Raw genomic sequence first — 15,605 nt, 5'->3', positions numbered from 1 at the left:
ATGATGCTGGCGTACCGCGTGAATTACTACAGCGGCATTATCATCTACAGTTTGAACATCGGCGTTTATTATTTTTTGTGGATGGCCATTTATGGCAACAAGGGAACGCTGCAGGGGATGACTGTGATGCAAATGGCCACATACATCGCCGTTTCCTGGATGTCGCGGGCGTTTTATTTCAACAATCTCGATCGGGAGATCGCGCAGGAGATTCGTGACGGAACCGTTGCCGTTCAGTTGATACGCCCCTATCACTATCTGTTGGTCAAAGCGTTTCAGGGGCTGGGAGAAGGATTGTTCCGCCTGTTTTTATTCAGTGTTCCCGGAATGATCGTGGTATCGTTCATTTTTCCGATCGATCTGCCGGGAGTCTCGCCGGTATGGGCCAAATTTGCCTTAAGTCTGCTGCTCGGGTTTATCGTCAACGTGGAAGTGAACCTGCTGACAGGCGTGCTCGCCTTTTTCATTTTAAACAACCAAGGATTGATCTGGGCGAAGCGAGTGATCGTCGATCTGCTGTCGGGGCTTACGATCCCCATCGTCTTTTATCCTGACTGGATGCAAAAAGTACTGGAGTTTCTTCCGTTTCAGGCGATCAGTTATTTGCCGAGCACGGTATTGGTCAAAGGATTGGCCGGCTCCGACTTTGTCCATGCCATATTGATCCAAGCTGTTTGGTGCGTGCTGCTCTGGATTCCCATTCAGCTGATCTGGTTAAAAGCTAGAAAAACGCTGATTGTACAAGGTGGTTAATATGTTTCATCTCCATTTGTTCATCGAGTATTTCAAGCAATATATCAAGACGAGAATGGCGTATCGCTGGGATTTTGTGACCCAGTTCATCATGAACTTTTTTTATCAGGGCATCAATCTCATCTTTATCCTGGTGGTCTTCCAGCATACATCAAGCCTCGGCGGCTGGAATCGCTACGAAGTGATTTTTATTTATGGCTATTTTCTCATTCCGTGGGCGGTTTTTTCTGCATTTTTCAATCTCTGGGATTTTAATGACCGCTATGTGATCAAAGGAGAACTGGACAGGGTGTTGACCAGGCCGGTCTACAGCTTGGTCCAGGTGATCATGGAGACGATGACTCCGGAATCCCTTGTCGGCGGGTTAACCGGACTTGTCGTGATGGGGTATGCCGCTTGGAAACTGGATCTCAGTTGGGATTTGATTGATATTCTCCTTCTTTTCCTGTTCACGTTGGGCAGTGTGATGATTTACGGAGGAATCTATATAGCCTTGACCAGCATCAGTCTCTATTCGGATTCCAAATCTGATATCCAGCCGATTATTTACAATATCGGGAATTATGGCCGCTATCCCGTAAATATCTACCATCGGGTGATTCAGTTTGCGCTCACCTGGGTTCTTCCGTTTGCTTTTGTCGGCTTTTACCCGGCAAGTTACCTTCTGGATCATGACCATTGGAAATGGTATGCCTTCCTCACCCCGCTCGTTGGCATCCTTTATCTCGGGTTTGGTCTGATGTGCTGGAACCGGGGCATTCGCCACTATCGGGGAGCAGGCAACTGAACAACTGACCGCGCGGGTTGTTTATTCCAACAATCGCGCGGTCTTTTTTACGGGGAGGAAAAATGTTGCTGCGGATTGTCGGCTCCGGGGTTCTCATCCTGCCCTCCCTCTTCTTCATTCACCAGATTTTTGCGGTGTTCTTCCACCACCTGCTCGATAATGTCTCCCACGGCGGAATCGTCTCCGGTGGCGGTTAAACCGACGTTTAAGGTTCCGCTCAGCGTTTGCACATGCAGCTCGTGAATCTTGTATTCGATTTTTTCCACCTGAAGCGGCTTGATTTTCTCGACCAGCTTTTGCAGTTCTTCATTTTGCTGCTTCAACTGATTGAGGTCCTGCTCCATATGCTCCAGCCGTTGCCAAAGATAAGAGAAAGGATCATATCCGTACAAGCGATTTCACTCCTTTATGTGCACTATTGGTTTTCTTCATTAATAAAAATGAATTAAGCAAGCTGAATCCCTTTTCCAGTGCTTCATGTTTTTTGCGAAAATGCGTCACAGGAATGTCGTTGTCTGTTCATTCCAACCATTCCATATTCCGCCGGTTGTGTCCGCTCCTTTCCGGAGCATGCTTAAGCCTGCATCACTCAGCTGTGCCGAAAGGTTATGCATTTTCCGTCGGGATGAAATGGGCAATCTCTTTTAAAATATATGGGGATGAGGTAAGAATTGATGCCAGAATTGTGACAGGACAAAGCCCAAGCGAATAAAATATGGGCATCCGTATTGTGATTCGGCCTGTAAAGGAGGTTTTTCTGGTGAGCGGGAATACCCAATTTGCGCGGTGGCATCATTTGGCCCGGCAGTTTCTGGGGGAAGATTTTTTTAAGGAAATCTTGCATGCGGCCGAAAAAGACGAACCGGCCGTCGATGTGTTTCATGGGCCGAATGAAGTGATTGTGGTGATCAATTTGCCCGGGATGGAAAATATCCATACCCTGGAAATGAGAGTGGAAGGGGAAACGCTTTGGATAAAAGGACAAATCCCAAACCCTTATGAAGGGTTTCATGTATCGCTTTCCGAGCGTAAAAAAGGAGAATTTCAGAAAACCATTCCATTGGGTGTTCCTGTTGCCAGGCGATATACCAGCGCGCGTTACCGCAAAGGGATTTTGGAAATTCGGTTTCCCATTCATAAGGAACCTTCTCAGAACCATGCGATGAAACTGAAGATGGATGACCGGGAGTAACACTGACCGAGGGAGGGACATCCATGGGGACGATCAACAATATTTTTAATATCAAAATCAACAGCATATCCAGTGCTGCTTCCGTCAATTTCGGAAATACTATCAACATCGGCGCGGAAAGCTTTACCAAATCGCTTGGTGGATCTTCACCGATTGGGGATTTCAGCCGGAACCTCGATTTTGAGCGGAATGTGTATCTCGATCCGGATATTGTGGATTCCACGGGATGAGGTGACGGGCATTGATTCATGTGGAAATTCGTTCGCTTCAGGTGAATACGGTTGCGGATGCGGGCTCGATGAATATCGGTTCCACACTGAATATTGTCAATCAACGGGAGCAACTGGTATCACCCCGGCAGCCACAGAAACCGGGAGGGCAGGAAGAAAAAACGGAAGTACCGAATCCGCCGGAGACGCAGCCGCCAATTCCCACTCAACCGGGTCCGCCAATTCCGCCGCCGGCCGGAGCCAAAAGTCCGAAGGATGACGGTCCCTCCCGCAGGAATCATTCATGTGTAATCCGGGAATGAAAAAACTTGGGTCAAACGGGCTGTGAATTGGCCTGTTTTTTTAACACTTGGAAGTTTTTTCTGGAAATGAGAGAATAAAAAAAGCCCGGAAAAAGCAGAGGTTTGGGTGGTAGGGATGAAAAAGAAAATTTTGATTGTTGAAGATGAAAAGAGCATTGCCCGGTTTCTGGAGTTGGAGTTAAGACATGAAGGATATGAGGTCAAGGTTGCCCATGACGGCAGATCTGCGCTGAGAATGATGAAAGAAGAAGACTGGCAATTGGTGATACTGGACATTATGCTGCCTGACCTCAGCGGAATCGAGATCTGTCGCCGAATTCGTTCCGACAACCAGGTTCCGATCATCATGTTGACGGCCAAAGATGCCGTTCCCGACCGTGTCAGCGGGTTGGATGCCGGCGCGGATGACTATCTGACAAAACCGTTTGCGATTGAAGAACTTTTGGCCCGCCTCCGGGCGATTGAACGGCGGCATTCATGGGAAGAGGAGGCGAACGTGATCGGGGTGACCCCGATTACCCTCTATCTCGATGAGAGAAAGGCCGAAGCGTACGGAAAGGAAATCAAATTGACCGCCCGCGAATTTGATTTGCTCTCCTACCTGATGCAAAACAAAAATCATGTCCTGACAAGGGAGATGATTCTGACCAAGGTATGGGGCTACGATTATGCGGGGGACACCAATGTCGTGGACGTCTATATCCGTTATTTGCGCGCGAAACTGGAATCCATCGGTCTGGAATATTTCATTGAAACCGTGCGGGGAGTGGGTTATGTGGTTCGGGAACATTAAGATGCCGATACGCTGGAGACTGGTTGTTTTATCGACGATCGGACTGATTGGGATTTTGATCCTGTTTCATATCTTTGTCTATGTTCTTTTAAAGAACTGGTTGATTGGAACGGAAGAATCGGTGCTTCGGGATAAGCTGATCTCGATTCAGAAAGTTTACGATCAGGAGGCGTTTTCCTCACTTCCTTATTCCGCATGGCTCCCCTCGATGATCGAAGAAGGACAAGCAGTTAGGCTGATTCGGAACAAACGGGTGATCGCTTCCGTTAACAAGGGAATTTCCGAAACAGTCTTTCTGCCGATGTCCTATCCCAACAAAAAGGAGAAGATCGAAAAATATACCGACCGGGAAGTGCTGGTGCTGACAATGCCGCTCAACCGGGGAAAAGGGCGGATGGAGTTATATTCCGATTATTCTTCCAGTGGCAAGTATATCAGCTCGATGATCACCGCATTGGTCATTGCTTCATCCGTGCTCCTCGTGTTTGTGGTGATCGGCGGATATGTGATGAGCACGATCGCGTTTCGCCCGGTGAAGATGATTACAAAGGCGGTACAGGAATTTGATCCGGCCAGGCCGACTCACCGGCTGAAGGTGCCGAACACCGGGGATGAAATTGCGCTGCTGTCGAGAGTGTTTAACTTACTGCTCGATCGGATCTATGATTTGATAAAAAAGCAAAATCGCTTTGTCAGCGATGTCTCCCACGAGTTGCGCACACCGATCGCCGTGGTGCGGGGATATTTGAATTTATTGCGCCGTTGGGGAATGAAAAAGCCGGATGTGGCGGAGGAAGCTCTTTCCACCATGGATGAGGAGCTGACCCGGATTGAAAAAATGACTGAGCGCTTGCTCAAGTTGGCCCGTCTGGAAATGGAGGAGCCGGTTCAGGAACCGGAAACTTTCAACATCACTTCGGTTATTGCCGAACGGGTGAAGCGCTGGCAGCAAGTTCACCGTGAGCTGGAGATTGTTTATGATGCCCGGGATGAGGAACTTGAGTGCAGAAGCTATCAGGCGGATTTGGAGGAACTGCTGGATATCCTTTTGGACAACGCGGGCAAATATACGGAAGAAGGCGGCCGCATCACGGTCAAATTGCGGGGAACCCCGAAGCGCATCCGAATCGTGGTGCGGGATACGGGGCAGGGAATTTCTGCGGCTGATCTCCCCTTTATCTTTGACCGTTTTTACCGGGCCAAACGACAGCGCAAAAACACCGGCAGCGGGCTGGGACTTTCCATCGCGCTGGAACTGGTTAAAAAAATGGGCGGAGAGCTGGACATTAAGAGCCAACTTGGGAAAGGGACTGCGGTCATCATTATGTTGCCCCGTTTCTAATCAAAGATTAATCCGATTCTCATATTTCTCTTATATGCCCTTCTTATGATTGGAGTATAAATTGCATTTCTTAAGAAGGGATTGAGTCGGATGAAATTGATCGCTGAACTTTTTATCCTGCTGACGGTGGTGCCGATTTGGGGGATCAAGGCAATCTGCTCGATCCGCAGTTTGAACGTCTTTCTGAAATCTCTTATCTGACGATAGCGATTGCATATATTTCCAGCCGGGGCCGATGACAGGCCCCGTTCGTTTTTTTCACGTAAGGGTGTTGCCGGTTGCTCAGTGACGTCTCCGCTCCCCTCCCGGGACTGCGTGGATGCCTGTCTGTCATGGATCTGTCCGCTTCCCATTCAACATCCATTTGCAGCGCTTAATTTCGCCTTTGAGAAATGGTAGAATGTGAATAACCTGTGAAGTAAATGATGGAGGTGTAATCATGCCGCAAGAAGGAGAGCAAGCGATCGGGTTTACACTGGAGGCATCCAACGGAGAAAAAGTGTCGCTTTCCGATTATCGGGGGAAAAATGTTGTTTTGTACTTCTATCCCAAAGACAACACACCGGGTTGTACCGTGGAAGCGTGCGGTTTTCGTGATCACCATCAGGAATTTGCAGATCTGAATACGGTGATTTTGGGAGTCAGCCGGGATTCCGTTGCTTCCCATCAAAAATTTGTGGAAAAGCAGAATCTCCCTTTCCTGCTTCTGAGTGATCCCGACGGCAAGGTGTGTGAAGCCTATGGTGTGCTTAAAGACAAGAATATGTTCGGCAAAAAGTTTAAAGGCATCGAACGCTCGACCTTTGTGATCAATGGGGAAGGACAGATTGTCAAGGTTTATCGAAAAGTGAAAGCGATGGGGCATGTAAAGGAAGTTTTGCAATATATCAAAGAACATCTCCGTTGACGGGTTCCTGCCACAGGGCCCGTTTTTCGCCAATCGATAAAGGATGTGGTAAAAAATGGTGAATGCTTACGATTGGCCCGATTATTACGATTGGACATCCACGGGGCTTGATCACGATCTCACCTATTATGTAGAATTGGCACAGCAAACGGGAGGTCCGGTCTTGGAGCTCGGATGCGGGACAGGACGGATTACCCTGGCGATCGCCCGCGCCGGAATCAAGGTAGTCGGGCTTGACCTTTCTTCGGCCATGCTGGCAAAAGCGAAACGAAAAGCGGAGGAAATGGAACTCGCCGGGATGGTGGAATGGATCGAAGGGGATATGTCCCGCTTTCAATTGGGACGCTGTTTTCCCCTGATCATTATTCCGTACCGTTCGTTTTTGCATCTGTTGACGGTTCGCGACCAGGTGGAAACGCTGAAACGGGTGCGCGTCCATTTGGCGGACGAGGGATTGTTTGCTTTCAATATCTTCGTTCCCAAAATTAAAGCTCTTTATGAAACGGATGGACGTTATACTTTTCGCGGTACGTTTCCGGTGCCGGGAACAGGTGAAACCGTAGAGCTTCATGATTTTATCGAATATGACCATTTTGCCCAAATTGCCAATGTGATTCGTTACATGGAACGATTTGATCCTTCAGGTTTAATGATTGAGCGAATCCGCACGCTGTTCCGGCTCCGTTATGTTTACCCGTCCGAAATCAACCATCTTTTAAACCTGTGCGGATTTAAAATTCTTCATCGCTTTGGCACATTTTACCGCACGCCTTTTGACGCGCGCAGCGACGAATTGATTATTGAAGCGGCTAAACGCGTTTTGTAGGGAGGGGAGAAAATGGAAGTGCAGAAGCCGAAACGCGTACCGACGCGAAAAATCTTGGAAACCCTCGCCGAAATGTATCCGGATGCCCATTGTGAACTGAACTACCGAAATCCTTTTGAACTCTTGATCGCCACGATTCTGTCGGCGCAATCAACCGACCGCCAGGTGAACAAAGTGACGAAAGGATTGTTTGAAAAGTTCCCCCGGCCGGAAGATTTTCTTGATTTGACCGAGGAAGATCTGGCGGAGCACATTCGCGGTCTGGGATTGTATCGCAATAAAAGCAGGAGCATTTTGCAAACATGTCGCATTTTGGTGGAGAAGTACGGAGGAGAGGTGCCGCAAGACCGCAAGCAGCTGGAAGCATTGCCCGGAGTCGGCCGCAAAACGGCCAATGTCGTATTGAGCAATGCCTTTGGTGTTCCGGCGCTGGCGGTGGATACGCATGTACAGAGGGTGGCCAACCGCTTGGCCCTTGCGGATAGCGACAACCCGCTTGAGACGGAGCGCCAACTGATGAAACGGGTTCCCCGGGCCGAATGGAGCGACACCCATCATCGGATCATCTGGCACGGCCGCCGCGTTTGCGCCGCGAGAAATCCCAAATGCCAGATCTGCGACCTCCTGCCTTACTGTTGGTACGGGAAAAAAGTGAAAAAGGAGAAGGGGAAATACGAGCCGGCGGGGCGGTAAAAGGAGAACGCGAAGAAGGCGATTTTTGATCAGTCAAAAGTCGCCTTTTAACTAAAACACCGCCTTTTTGCATGATTCGCGGCTGATCCGCCGTCATGCACAAAAGCCCCACCGGGATAGAAGGGTGGGGAATTAAGGGTCAAATTATGAACCTTTTGATTCGGTTTGTTTTTCCTTTTTCACTTTGACTTCCCTGGCCCAATCTCTGAATCCGAAGTATAAAGCGGCAAGGGCGACCAGGATATGAACGACTTCAATCGTGGCAGTATTTTCAACAAGGCCGTCGAAAAGGCCGAGAATCGCGATGATGCCGTACAAAACGCCGAAGACCCGTGCAGTCAGCAGGCTCCACTTCTCTTGGGCGCTTACGGCCAAAAAGATAATGCCGCTAATCAGATGAAACAGGTTATGAGCCAAGGTTAAATGCAGGAGATTATAAATGGTGCCTTGAGTTGGTAAAAAGAAGCCGATCACCCCGATGAGGGTGAGCAAAACTCCTATGATCCTGGCGAATCCTTTTGCCATAAACCTCACTCTCTTTCCTTTGGTTTGTTAGATATATATGAGCCACACCGGGTGGTGATGCCTAAATTGTCCAACTGAATCTTTCACTGAAGGCAAAATGAAGAGGTGGTAATAAATTGCGGGAAACGAGGAAAAAAACCCGGGAAATCCAGGCGATCGAGCGGCGCAAGCAGCTGTTGGAGATGGCGAAAAAGTTATTTGCCGAGCGGGGCTATCACGGTACAACAACGAAAGCGATCAATGAAAGCATCGGAATGGCGGACGGGCTTCTGTATCACTATTTTCCCGGGGGGAAATTGCAAATTTTGCATGCGATTTTTGAAGAAGAGATCGACCGGAAAATCGGCCGGATCAAGCAAGAATTGCAAAAGATTGCGGAGATTGACGAGCTTAAAGACGTTCTTTTTCAAATTGGCAGCCTTTTGATGAAATATGCCGTTCGCGACCGGGAATTGCTCATCATCTATCTGAAAGAACGTTCGCTGCTCGACCCTGCGCTGTTGCAGAGGAGCATCCATCAGCTTTGTGAGGTCTGGCGGGAGATCTGCGCCCTGATCGAAGCAAAGATCGATGAGAGGCACTTTCATCAATTTGATCCGTCGATGATGGTGAATCAGTTTGTCGGTGCCATTATCTTTTATCTGGCACAAAATATTTACTTTCCGGAAAAAAGCCGCAGTCGCAAAAGGAAAGAACAATTCCTGTGCGAATGGGTTCGCCATACCCTTGCAACCTGGACCAAATAAAAAAGGGGAGACCATTTTGGACTGCCCGGTTTTTTAAAAAACAATTCATTGATTAATGAATTAAAAAAGGGGAATATAATAGAGTAATTTATTTTCTCCAAAAAGGATGGGGGCCTCAATGAAACTTCAGTTTGATCTGTTTGCTCCGGATTATAAGAAACACTCCTATGCGTTTTATACTGAATTGCGGGAAAAAGCGCCCGTTTACAAAGTGAAAATGCCGAACGGGCTCGATGCCTGGCTGATTACCCGCTACGAGGATGCGCTTTCGGCTTTAAAGGACAGCCGCTTTATCAAAAGAGGGCGAACCGCGCTCGGGGAAGAGCGGTTTAAAAAATTGATCGTGCTTGAGGAATCAGAGTACTTAATGGAAACCATGCTGGCGATGGATCCGCCCGATCATACCCGACTCAGAAGTCTGGTATCCAAAGCGTTTACGCCCAAGATGATCCAGGGGATGCATGAGAATATCCAAAATATCGCCGACGGGCTGTTGGAGAAAATGGAAAAAGGAAAACCAATCGATTTAATGAGTGAGTTTGCCTTTCCCCTGCCCATCATCGTAATCAGCGAAATGCTGGGAATTCCCACTGAAGACAGGATGAAATTTCGCGATTGGTCCAACGCGATCATTGATGCCAATAATCATCCGGACCGGATGAGGAAGGCTGGTCCCAAAATCAAAGCTTTTGTCGCTTATTTGCAGGAATTGGTGGAAAAACGCCGGCAAAATTCAACCGATGATCTGATCTCCAGTCTTGTTCATGCAGAAGCAGAAGGAGATAAACTTTCTGAGAAAGAACTTTATGCCATGATTTTTCTGCTGATTGTCGCCGGGCATGAAACAACGGTCAACCTGATCGGAAACGGAGTGCTGGCCCTGCTTGAAAATCCTGATCAGATGGCCCTTTTGCAGCAAAATCCGGAACTGATTCAAACGGCGGTGGAAGAGTTTCTGCGTTACTACAGCCCGGTTGAGTTTACGACCAACCGCTTTGCGATAGAAGATGTGAACTGGCATGGAGAGACCATTAAAAAAGGGGATATGGTGCTGGTTGCTCTGGCATCGGCCAATCGGGATCCGGAGCAATTTGTCAATCCGGATCAACTGGATATCACCCGTAAACATAATCCGCACATCGGTTTTGGCTATGGGATCCATTACTGTCTGGGAGCACCTTTAGCCCGTTTGGAGGCGCAGATTGCCATTTCGTCGCTGCTTAACCGCTTCCCCGATATAAAGCCGGGCACCTCCCTTGAACAGTTGGAATGGCGCCCCAGTTTCCTGATGCGCGGTTTAAAGGAATTGCCGGTCATTCTTTGAGAACGGAGATTGATTATTTAATCTGGATTCTAAAAAACAATTGAAAGTATCTCTTTAACTCTAATTGCAAAAGTTGGAAAGATCAGACGAAAGAAGTTGAAGCTGTCGACAGACGAAAGCAAAAGGGGATTGGTGCTTCTCCGCATCGACCGTTACGACCGGGGCAAAGAGAAGCGCCAAGACCCTGCTTTATGGATTTGGATATGAATGTTTTCGCCTCTTTTGGTGTTTGTTATTTTTTAATCCGGACAAAAATAAAAAAGGATCGATACAGGAAAATGACCTCTTTCATTGACAAAAGGGCAAAGGGGGGCGTAGACTAATTATATAGATTATTAAGTGAGAATCGTTCTTTCACAGGGCGGATTCAGCGAGGTGGAGAACAATGACCAACCGCCTGGCAGAAGCAGTCGAGATGCTCAAAGGGATTGGAGTTCGTATGACCCCGCAGCGTCATGCCATTTTAACCTATCTCTACTCTTCAATGGGTCATCCGACGGCTGATGAGATTTATAAGGCGCTGGAAGGAAATTTTCCCAATATGAGCGTGGCAACCGTATACAATAATTTGCGTGTGTTCAAAGATGCGGGATTGGTCAGGGAATTGACCTATGGTGACGCCTCCAGCCGCTTTGATGCCAATATGGACGATCATTATCATGTGATTTGCCGGAAGTGTGGAAAGATCACCGATTTTGATCATCCGCCGCTCTTCAAAATGGAGCAGGAAGCAGCAAAGGCGACAGGATATCAGGTTGAAACACATCGCATGGAAGTGTACGGAGTTTGTCCTGAATGTCAAAAAAAAGAGAAGCAATGAAAAGGCCCTGCTTAAGGTGTGGCAGGGTCTTTGCTTTCGGTTGCGGCAGCCGATCGGGAAGCTGTGCTTTCGCTATACATGGCTTCGATGATTTCCGCATAGTTTTCCTCGATTTTTGGCAGCCGCAGCCTCTGGGTAGAAGTCAATTCCCCGCGGCTTTGGGAAAAAGAGCGGTGCAGGAGGGCAAACCGCTTTGGCTTTTCTATCAATGAAAAACCTTCTAACCGGCGGTCGATTTCCTCTTTTATCAGCTCTTCCAATTCTGCCGGGCTCTTTCCGGCGCAGGCAGCGGGATCAGGTGTGATCAACGCGGTTATGTACGGACGGGCGTTTCCGAGCAAAACGGCTCTCTCGATCAAAGGGCTTGCGTTGAGCGCATCTTCGCAATCATCGGTGTCTACCAGAGTTCCGTCGGACAAGGTGACACAATTTTTTCTGAGCCCGGTCATTTTGATCTGTCCGTCCGAAACGGCTTCAGCGAATTCCCTCGTGTGAAGCCATCCGTTCACAATCGTCTGTTGGGTTTTCTCCGGTCGGTTGTAGTAGCCCATCATTACGCTGGCGCTTTTCACCAGCAATTCGCCGTCCGAGAGGAAACGGTATTCGATCCCGGGCAGGGTATTTCTGCTGCCGTCTGCCGGATCAGTAAGACGGCTTGCCAATATGATGGAAGTGCAAGCGGCGGTATTGTGCGTTGTAATAACCGGCAAACCCAGTGTTTCAAAAAAGCCCCGTGCCTCATCCGACAAGGAAAGTTGATCGCTGATCAGAAATCGCAATCTTCCGCCGAACCGGTGCACCCATTTGGAGAAGACCAGGGTATGGGCCAGGGTGTGCGTCCATCTGGCTGTACCGGGTATGGGCCAGTTGAAACCCTTACGGGCATGATCGTAGTAGGTTTGCGTGAGGCGGCGTGCCGTCCGAAAAAGAAATGCCCTGAATTGGGAACGTTCGATTTCGCTGTGCACCAGATTGTACAGACGTTCCACCTGTTTCGCACTTCCGATGAAAATGGTTGGCCGGTATTGGATCATGGGGCTGAGCAGATCATCTGTTTGATCCGTGTATGCAATCGTTGCACCGCATCGGAGCGGGGCCATCTGTCCGGCCAGCCGGGTCAGGCTGGAGGAGGCGGGCAAAGCGGAAAGGACAATGTCATCCGATACCATCGGGATGACATGAGAGATGCTTTCCAGGTGGCTGAGAATGTTGGCATGGGAGAGCATCGCTCCTTTCGGTTTTCCATGGACGCCTTGCTGATAGACAATAGCGGCTAGCTCAGGGGGCTGAATCGCGGGGTAAACCCAATCCAGCTCCTCGAGGGCAACCGTTTGCCCCAACTGGATGACTGTTTCAAAGCGAAGGGCTCCGCGTTTTCCTTCCGCTTTTCCGGTCAACAGAATGGTGTGACGGATTTCTGAAGGCGGATCAAGCTGATCCAGCATTGGAGGAGTTCCGACCAGGACAGCCTCGGCTTCGGAATGGAGCAGGATTTTTTTGATGTCGGCGGCCGGTTTCAACGGATGGATGGGAACGGAAACGGCACCCAAACTTAAAATGGCAAGATCGCTGATGAGAAAGCGGGGATGGTTTTCCGAGATGATGGCCACTTTGCTTCCTGCCTTTATTCCCAGCCGTTCCAGGCCAAAAGCGAAATCGCGAACGGTGGCCCACAGTTTTTGGTAAGTCATCGAGCGCGGCTGGCTGTCTTCCGTCCACAGCAGCGCCGTTTTGTCCGGAAATCGGCTGACCGTTTGTGAGACCATTTCAAGAAGATTATGTGGTTTCAATTGCCTGTTCCTCCTTTCGGTGCATCATGTTTCAAGAAACAAATTGTTTTGCAAAGGCCGAAAAACAGAAGTCTGTCGGGTTCCGGTGCCCCGGTTCCTTTGGGGCAAAGGATCTGTAGAACCTTCTGCTTCACCCCTGTCATGGATCTCTGCCGGTTTTCCAAGATTGCTTCTCAAGTTTGGCGACAGCCTGTCCCGTTTTCAAAGAATTGGTACTATTATAGCGGAAATTGACTCGGAAGAGAAGTTTCGGGCCGGCATAACGAAGCGAAGCCCTTTGTCAGTGAAGGGCCTCGCTACATTGGTGGTGTTTCGGATTGCTTGGGAGCATCTGCGGGGTCAAACGATAAAATGGCTCTGCAATGCATGCATTCATCCTTTTTTCCCAACACCTTTGTCTGTTTCCCGCAAGCGGGGCAGATGATGTGCGCGGATTGAGTGGAGATGATTCCGATCCAAAAATAAATGCCAACGCTGGCCAGGATGAAGATCATGCCAATCGCCAGGAAGAGGGCGATCAGGTCTTTGGCCAGGAATCCCAGATACATGACTCCCACGCCGGCAAAAATCAGGCCAAGGGCAAAGGTGCGAATTTTATTCAGCTTGCCGGAAAGCAGCATACGGCCCCTCCTTAAAAAGCGCTTTCAATGTCAGAAAGATTGTAACACGAACGCATTTTTTGCGCAATCAAAGGGATGTGCGGGCGGGATCAAGAAGATGTCCGATTTTGCAACATAATAAATAAAAAGGTTTGTTTTATGATTTTTGGGGAAAAGGAAGCATGCTATGATAAAATGGAGCAATTAAATTTTTGCCCAGTTGTGGAGGTTGGTTCATGCAAACGAATCGTAAACAAGTGACCATCGCGATGTTGATCGCGACGTTTTTGGCGGCAATTGAGGTCACGATCGTCAGTACGGCAATGCCCCGGATTGCCAGTGAACTGGGGGGATTGCAATTCATCAGTTGGGTATTTGCCGCATACCTTCTCACCTCAACTGTGACGACGCCCATTTTCGGCAAACTGGCTGATCTCTATGGAAGAAAAGTCGTCTTCACGGTTGGGGCCGCTTTATTTTTATTGGGTTCGATGTTATCCGGATTGTCTTCGTCGATGCATCAGCTGATCTGGTTCCGCGCATTGCAAGGGTTGGGCGCCGGAGGAATCATGCCGACAACCTTTACGATTATCGGCGATATCTTCCCTTATGAACAGCGGGCCAAAGTTCAGGGGTGGTTTAGTTCGATCTGGGGATTATCCGGACTGGTCGGCCCCCTTGTCGGCGGGTTTCTGGTTGATTACGTATCATGGCGGTGGATTTTTTATATCAATTTGCCGTTTGGTCTGGTTTCTGTGATCATGCTCTGGATCTTTTTGCGGGAAGAAGGAGATTCCCGCGAAAGAAAAATCGATTATTTAGGTGTTCTCACTTTTTCCATCGCCGTCGCCTCGATCCTGTTTGCCCTGTCAACGGGAGGAACGGTCTATTCTTGGGGATCGGCAATCATCATCGGCCTGTTTTTGGTTGGAATCCTGTTTTTGCTGATCTTCATCTGGGTGGAGTTCAAGGCTGAAGAGCCGATGCTGCCGCTGGAATTGTTCAAAATTCCGTCCATCCTCGTTTCCAATTTGGCTGCTCTCTTGTCGAGCGGCATTCTGATCGCGCTCAATGTTTATTTGCCCCTCTGGGTTCAAGGGGTACACGGGCGCGGAGCAACCGGTTCGGGGTTAACGCTGCTGCCGATGTCGATTGGCTGGCCGATTGGTGCCACTCTCGGAGGCAGGCTGATGCTCAAAGTCGGTCCGCGCAAAACAGCGGTGCTGGGGCTGATTCTCATTTTGGCAGGAAATGTGTCTCTGGCTTTTATCAGCCAGACGACGCCAGATTGGGTTTTAAGCGTGATCATGCTTATAATCGGTTTCGGCTTCGGCTTCTCGATGACGGTATACACGGTTATTGTCCAGTCTTCCGTCGGGTGGAACCTGCGCGGAGCTGCCACGGCTTCCAACACGTTTTTGCGTTCGCTCGGACAAACGATCGGTGTGGCGGTCTTTGGGACGCTTTTTAACCATTACATGAAGGTGTTCATGATGGGGCACGCCGAGGTGAAGAATATCAATGTGTCAGATCTCAACCGCTTGCTCGATCCGCACAACATCGGGCAAATTCCGTCGAGCGTGATGAAAACGATGCGGGAAGCGCTCGTTTATGGTCTGCATCACATTTTCCTCATTTTGGTCGGCATCGCGGTTCTCGCGCTGCTGTTTGTGTTCCGGTTGCCATCCAGTAAGCCGGAGGCTGTTGCCGTCTCCAAAGATCTAAAAGAGGCTTGAGGCGAGATCGGTAAAGAAAGGGCCGGGGATGCTTCTCTGGCCTTCCCGCATATTTGTCGGGCGGTCAGGGAGGCCCAATCCCCTGATGATTTTGTTGAGTGTCATCCCGAGGTTATGCCGCAAAAACATTTTTTTAAAAAAAGTGTTGACGAAATTTATTTAAGGTGTTATTATCTATTTTGTCGCCGCGAAACGCGTTTGATAAAAAAGAATTTCAGCGTGTTCCTTGAAAACTAAAGA

The 15,605-nt window shown here is 49.0% G+C and carries 18 protein-coding genes; 14 read left to right on the top strand and 4 right to left on the bottom strand.

Going from position 1 to position 15,605, the window contains the following annotated elements; all coding sequences use genetic code 11:
- Both JG50_RS0111825 and JG50_RS0111820 read left to right on the top strand, forming a co-directional pair.
- Positions 1–753 carry an ABC transporter permease gene (locus JG50_RS0111825; RefSeq protein WP_052154275.1) on the top strand — a complete coding sequence of 251 codons (753 nt, stop codon included), beginning with the start codon at positions 1–3 and terminating at the stop codon, positions 751–753.
- Between the two features lies 1 nt (position 754).
- Positions 755–1,540, top strand: a complete 786-nt coding sequence (locus tag JG50_RS0111820; RefSeq protein ID WP_033101327.1) for an ABC transporter permease — start codon at positions 755–757, stop codon at positions 1,538–1,540.
- Between the two features lie 47 nt (positions 1,541–1,587).
- Here the strand turns inward: JG50_RS0111820 and gerPC are convergent, their stop codons facing one another.
- Entirely contained in the window at positions 1,588–1,932 is a 345-nt protein-coding gene (gerPC, locus tag JG50_RS0111815; RefSeq protein ID WP_052154259.1) for a spore germination protein GerPC, read from the bottom strand.
- Positions 1,933–2,300: 368 nt separating this feature from the next.
- Between gerPC and JG50_RS0111810 the strand changes: the two genes are divergently transcribed.
- The 8 genes from JG50_RS0111810 to nth all read left to right on the top strand — a co-directional run bounded on the left by JG50_RS0111810 (position 2,301) and on the right by nth (position 7,825).
- Positions 2,301–2,732 carry an Hsp20/alpha crystallin family protein gene (locus JG50_RS0111810; protein WP_033101326.1) on the top strand — a complete coding sequence of 144 codons (432 nt, stop codon included), beginning with the start codon at positions 2,301–2,303 and terminating at the stop codon, positions 2,730–2,732.
- A 23-nt stretch (positions 2,733–2,755) separates the two neighbouring features.
- Positions 2,756–2,962, top strand: a complete 207-nt coding sequence (locus tag JG50_RS0111805) for a spore germination protein (RefSeq protein ID WP_033101325.1) — start codon at positions 2,756–2,758, stop codon at positions 2,960–2,962.
- Positions 2,963–2,973: 11 nt separating this feature from the next.
- The gene (locus tag JG50_RS0111800; protein ID WP_033101324.1) at positions 2,974–3,264 is read left to right on the top strand and encodes a hypothetical protein; all 291 of its coding nucleotides are present in this window, start codon (positions 2,974–2,976) and stop codon (positions 3,262–3,264) included.
- A gap of 115 nt (positions 3,265–3,379) precedes the next feature.
- Positions 3,380–4,057, top strand: coding sequence for a response regulator transcription factor (locus JG50_RS0111795; protein ID WP_033101323.1), 678 nt, complete (start codon positions 3,380–3,382; stop codon positions 4,055–4,057).
- A gap of 1 nt (position 4,058) precedes the next feature.
- Positions 4,059–5,399 carry a sensor histidine kinase gene (locus JG50_RS0111790; RefSeq protein WP_160173862.1) on the top strand — a complete coding sequence of 447 codons (1,341 nt, stop codon included), beginning with the start codon at positions 4,059–4,061 and terminating at the stop codon, positions 5,397–5,399.
- Positions 5,400–5,838: 439 nt separating this feature from the next.
- On the top strand, positions 5,839–6,306 hold the full coding sequence (gene bcp, locus JG50_RS0111785; protein WP_033101321.1) for a thioredoxin-dependent thiol peroxidase: 468 nt from the start codon (positions 5,839–5,841) through the stop codon (positions 6,304–6,306).
- Between the two features lie 55 nt (positions 6,307–6,361).
- Positions 6,362–7,132, top strand: coding sequence for a class I SAM-dependent methyltransferase (locus JG50_RS0111780; RefSeq protein ID WP_033101320.1), 771 nt, complete (start codon positions 6,362–6,364; stop codon positions 7,130–7,132).
- A gap of 12 nt (positions 7,133–7,144) precedes the next feature.
- A complete protein-coding gene (gene nth, locus JG50_RS0111775; RefSeq protein ID WP_033101319.1) occupies positions 7,145–7,825 on the top strand; it encodes an endonuclease III in 681 nt (226 codons plus the stop codon).
- A gap of 144 nt (positions 7,826–7,969) precedes the next feature.
- Here the strand turns inward: nth and JG50_RS18895 are convergent, their stop codons facing one another.
- A complete protein-coding gene (locus JG50_RS18895) occupies positions 7,970–8,350 on the bottom strand; it encodes a DUF4383 domain-containing protein (protein WP_052154258.1) in 381 nt (126 codons plus the stop codon).
- 116 nt (positions 8,351–8,466) lie between these two features.
- On the opposite strand from JG50_RS18895, the gene JG50_RS0111765 reads away from it, so the two are divergent.
- The 3 genes from JG50_RS0111765 to perR all read left to right on the top strand — a co-directional run bounded on the left by JG50_RS0111765 (position 8,467) and on the right by perR (position 11,240).
- Complete coding sequence (locus JG50_RS0111765; RefSeq protein WP_033101318.1) at positions 8,467–9,096, top strand: TetR/AcrR family transcriptional regulator; 630 nt, start codon at positions 8,467–8,469, stop codon at positions 9,094–9,096.
- A gap of 118 nt (positions 9,097–9,214) precedes the next feature.
- Positions 9,215–10,420: a cytochrome P450 family protein gene (locus JG50_RS0111760; RefSeq protein ID WP_033101317.1), complete on the top strand. Its 1,206-nt coding sequence runs from the start codon at positions 9,215–9,217 to the stop codon at positions 10,418–10,420.
- Between the two features lie 385 nt (positions 10,421–10,805).
- Positions 10,806–11,240 (top strand): peroxide-responsive transcriptional repressor PerR, encoded by a 435-nt coding sequence (gene perR / locus JG50_RS0111755; RefSeq protein ID WP_033101316.1) that lies wholly within the window; start codon positions 10,806–10,808, stop codon positions 11,238–11,240.
- Positions 11,241–11,251: 11 nt separating this feature from the next.
- Here the strand turns inward: perR and JG50_RS0111750 are convergent, their stop codons facing one another.
- Positions 11,252–13,030 carry an AMP-dependent synthetase/ligase gene (locus tag JG50_RS0111750; protein ID WP_033101315.1) on the bottom strand — a complete coding sequence of 593 codons (1,779 nt, stop codon included), beginning with the start codon at positions 13,028–13,030 and terminating at the stop codon, positions 11,252–11,254.
- 296 nt (positions 13,031–13,326) lie between these two features.
- Positions 13,327–13,650 (bottom strand): DUF2614 family zinc ribbon-containing protein, encoded by a 324-nt coding sequence (locus tag JG50_RS0111745; RefSeq protein WP_052154257.1) that lies wholly within the window; start codon positions 13,648–13,650, stop codon positions 13,327–13,329.
- Between the two features lie 215 nt (positions 13,651–13,865).
- Between JG50_RS0111745 and JG50_RS0111740 the strand changes: the two genes are divergently transcribed.
- The gene (locus JG50_RS0111740; protein WP_033101314.1) at positions 13,866–15,365 is read left to right on the top strand and encodes an MDR family MFS transporter; all 1,500 of its coding nucleotides are present in this window, start codon (positions 13,866–13,868) and stop codon (positions 15,363–15,365) included.
- Positions 15,366–15,605 lie beyond the last annotated feature (240 nt).

It is taken from the genome of Thermoactinomyces daqus, assembly GCF_000763315.1.
Lineage (GTDB): Bacteria > Bacillota > Bacilli > Thermoactinomycetales > Thermoactinomycetaceae > Thermoactinomyces_A > Thermoactinomyces_A daqus.
Note: the sequence above shows the minus strand (reverse complement) of the source record. Positions and strands in the feature narration are given on the sequence as shown.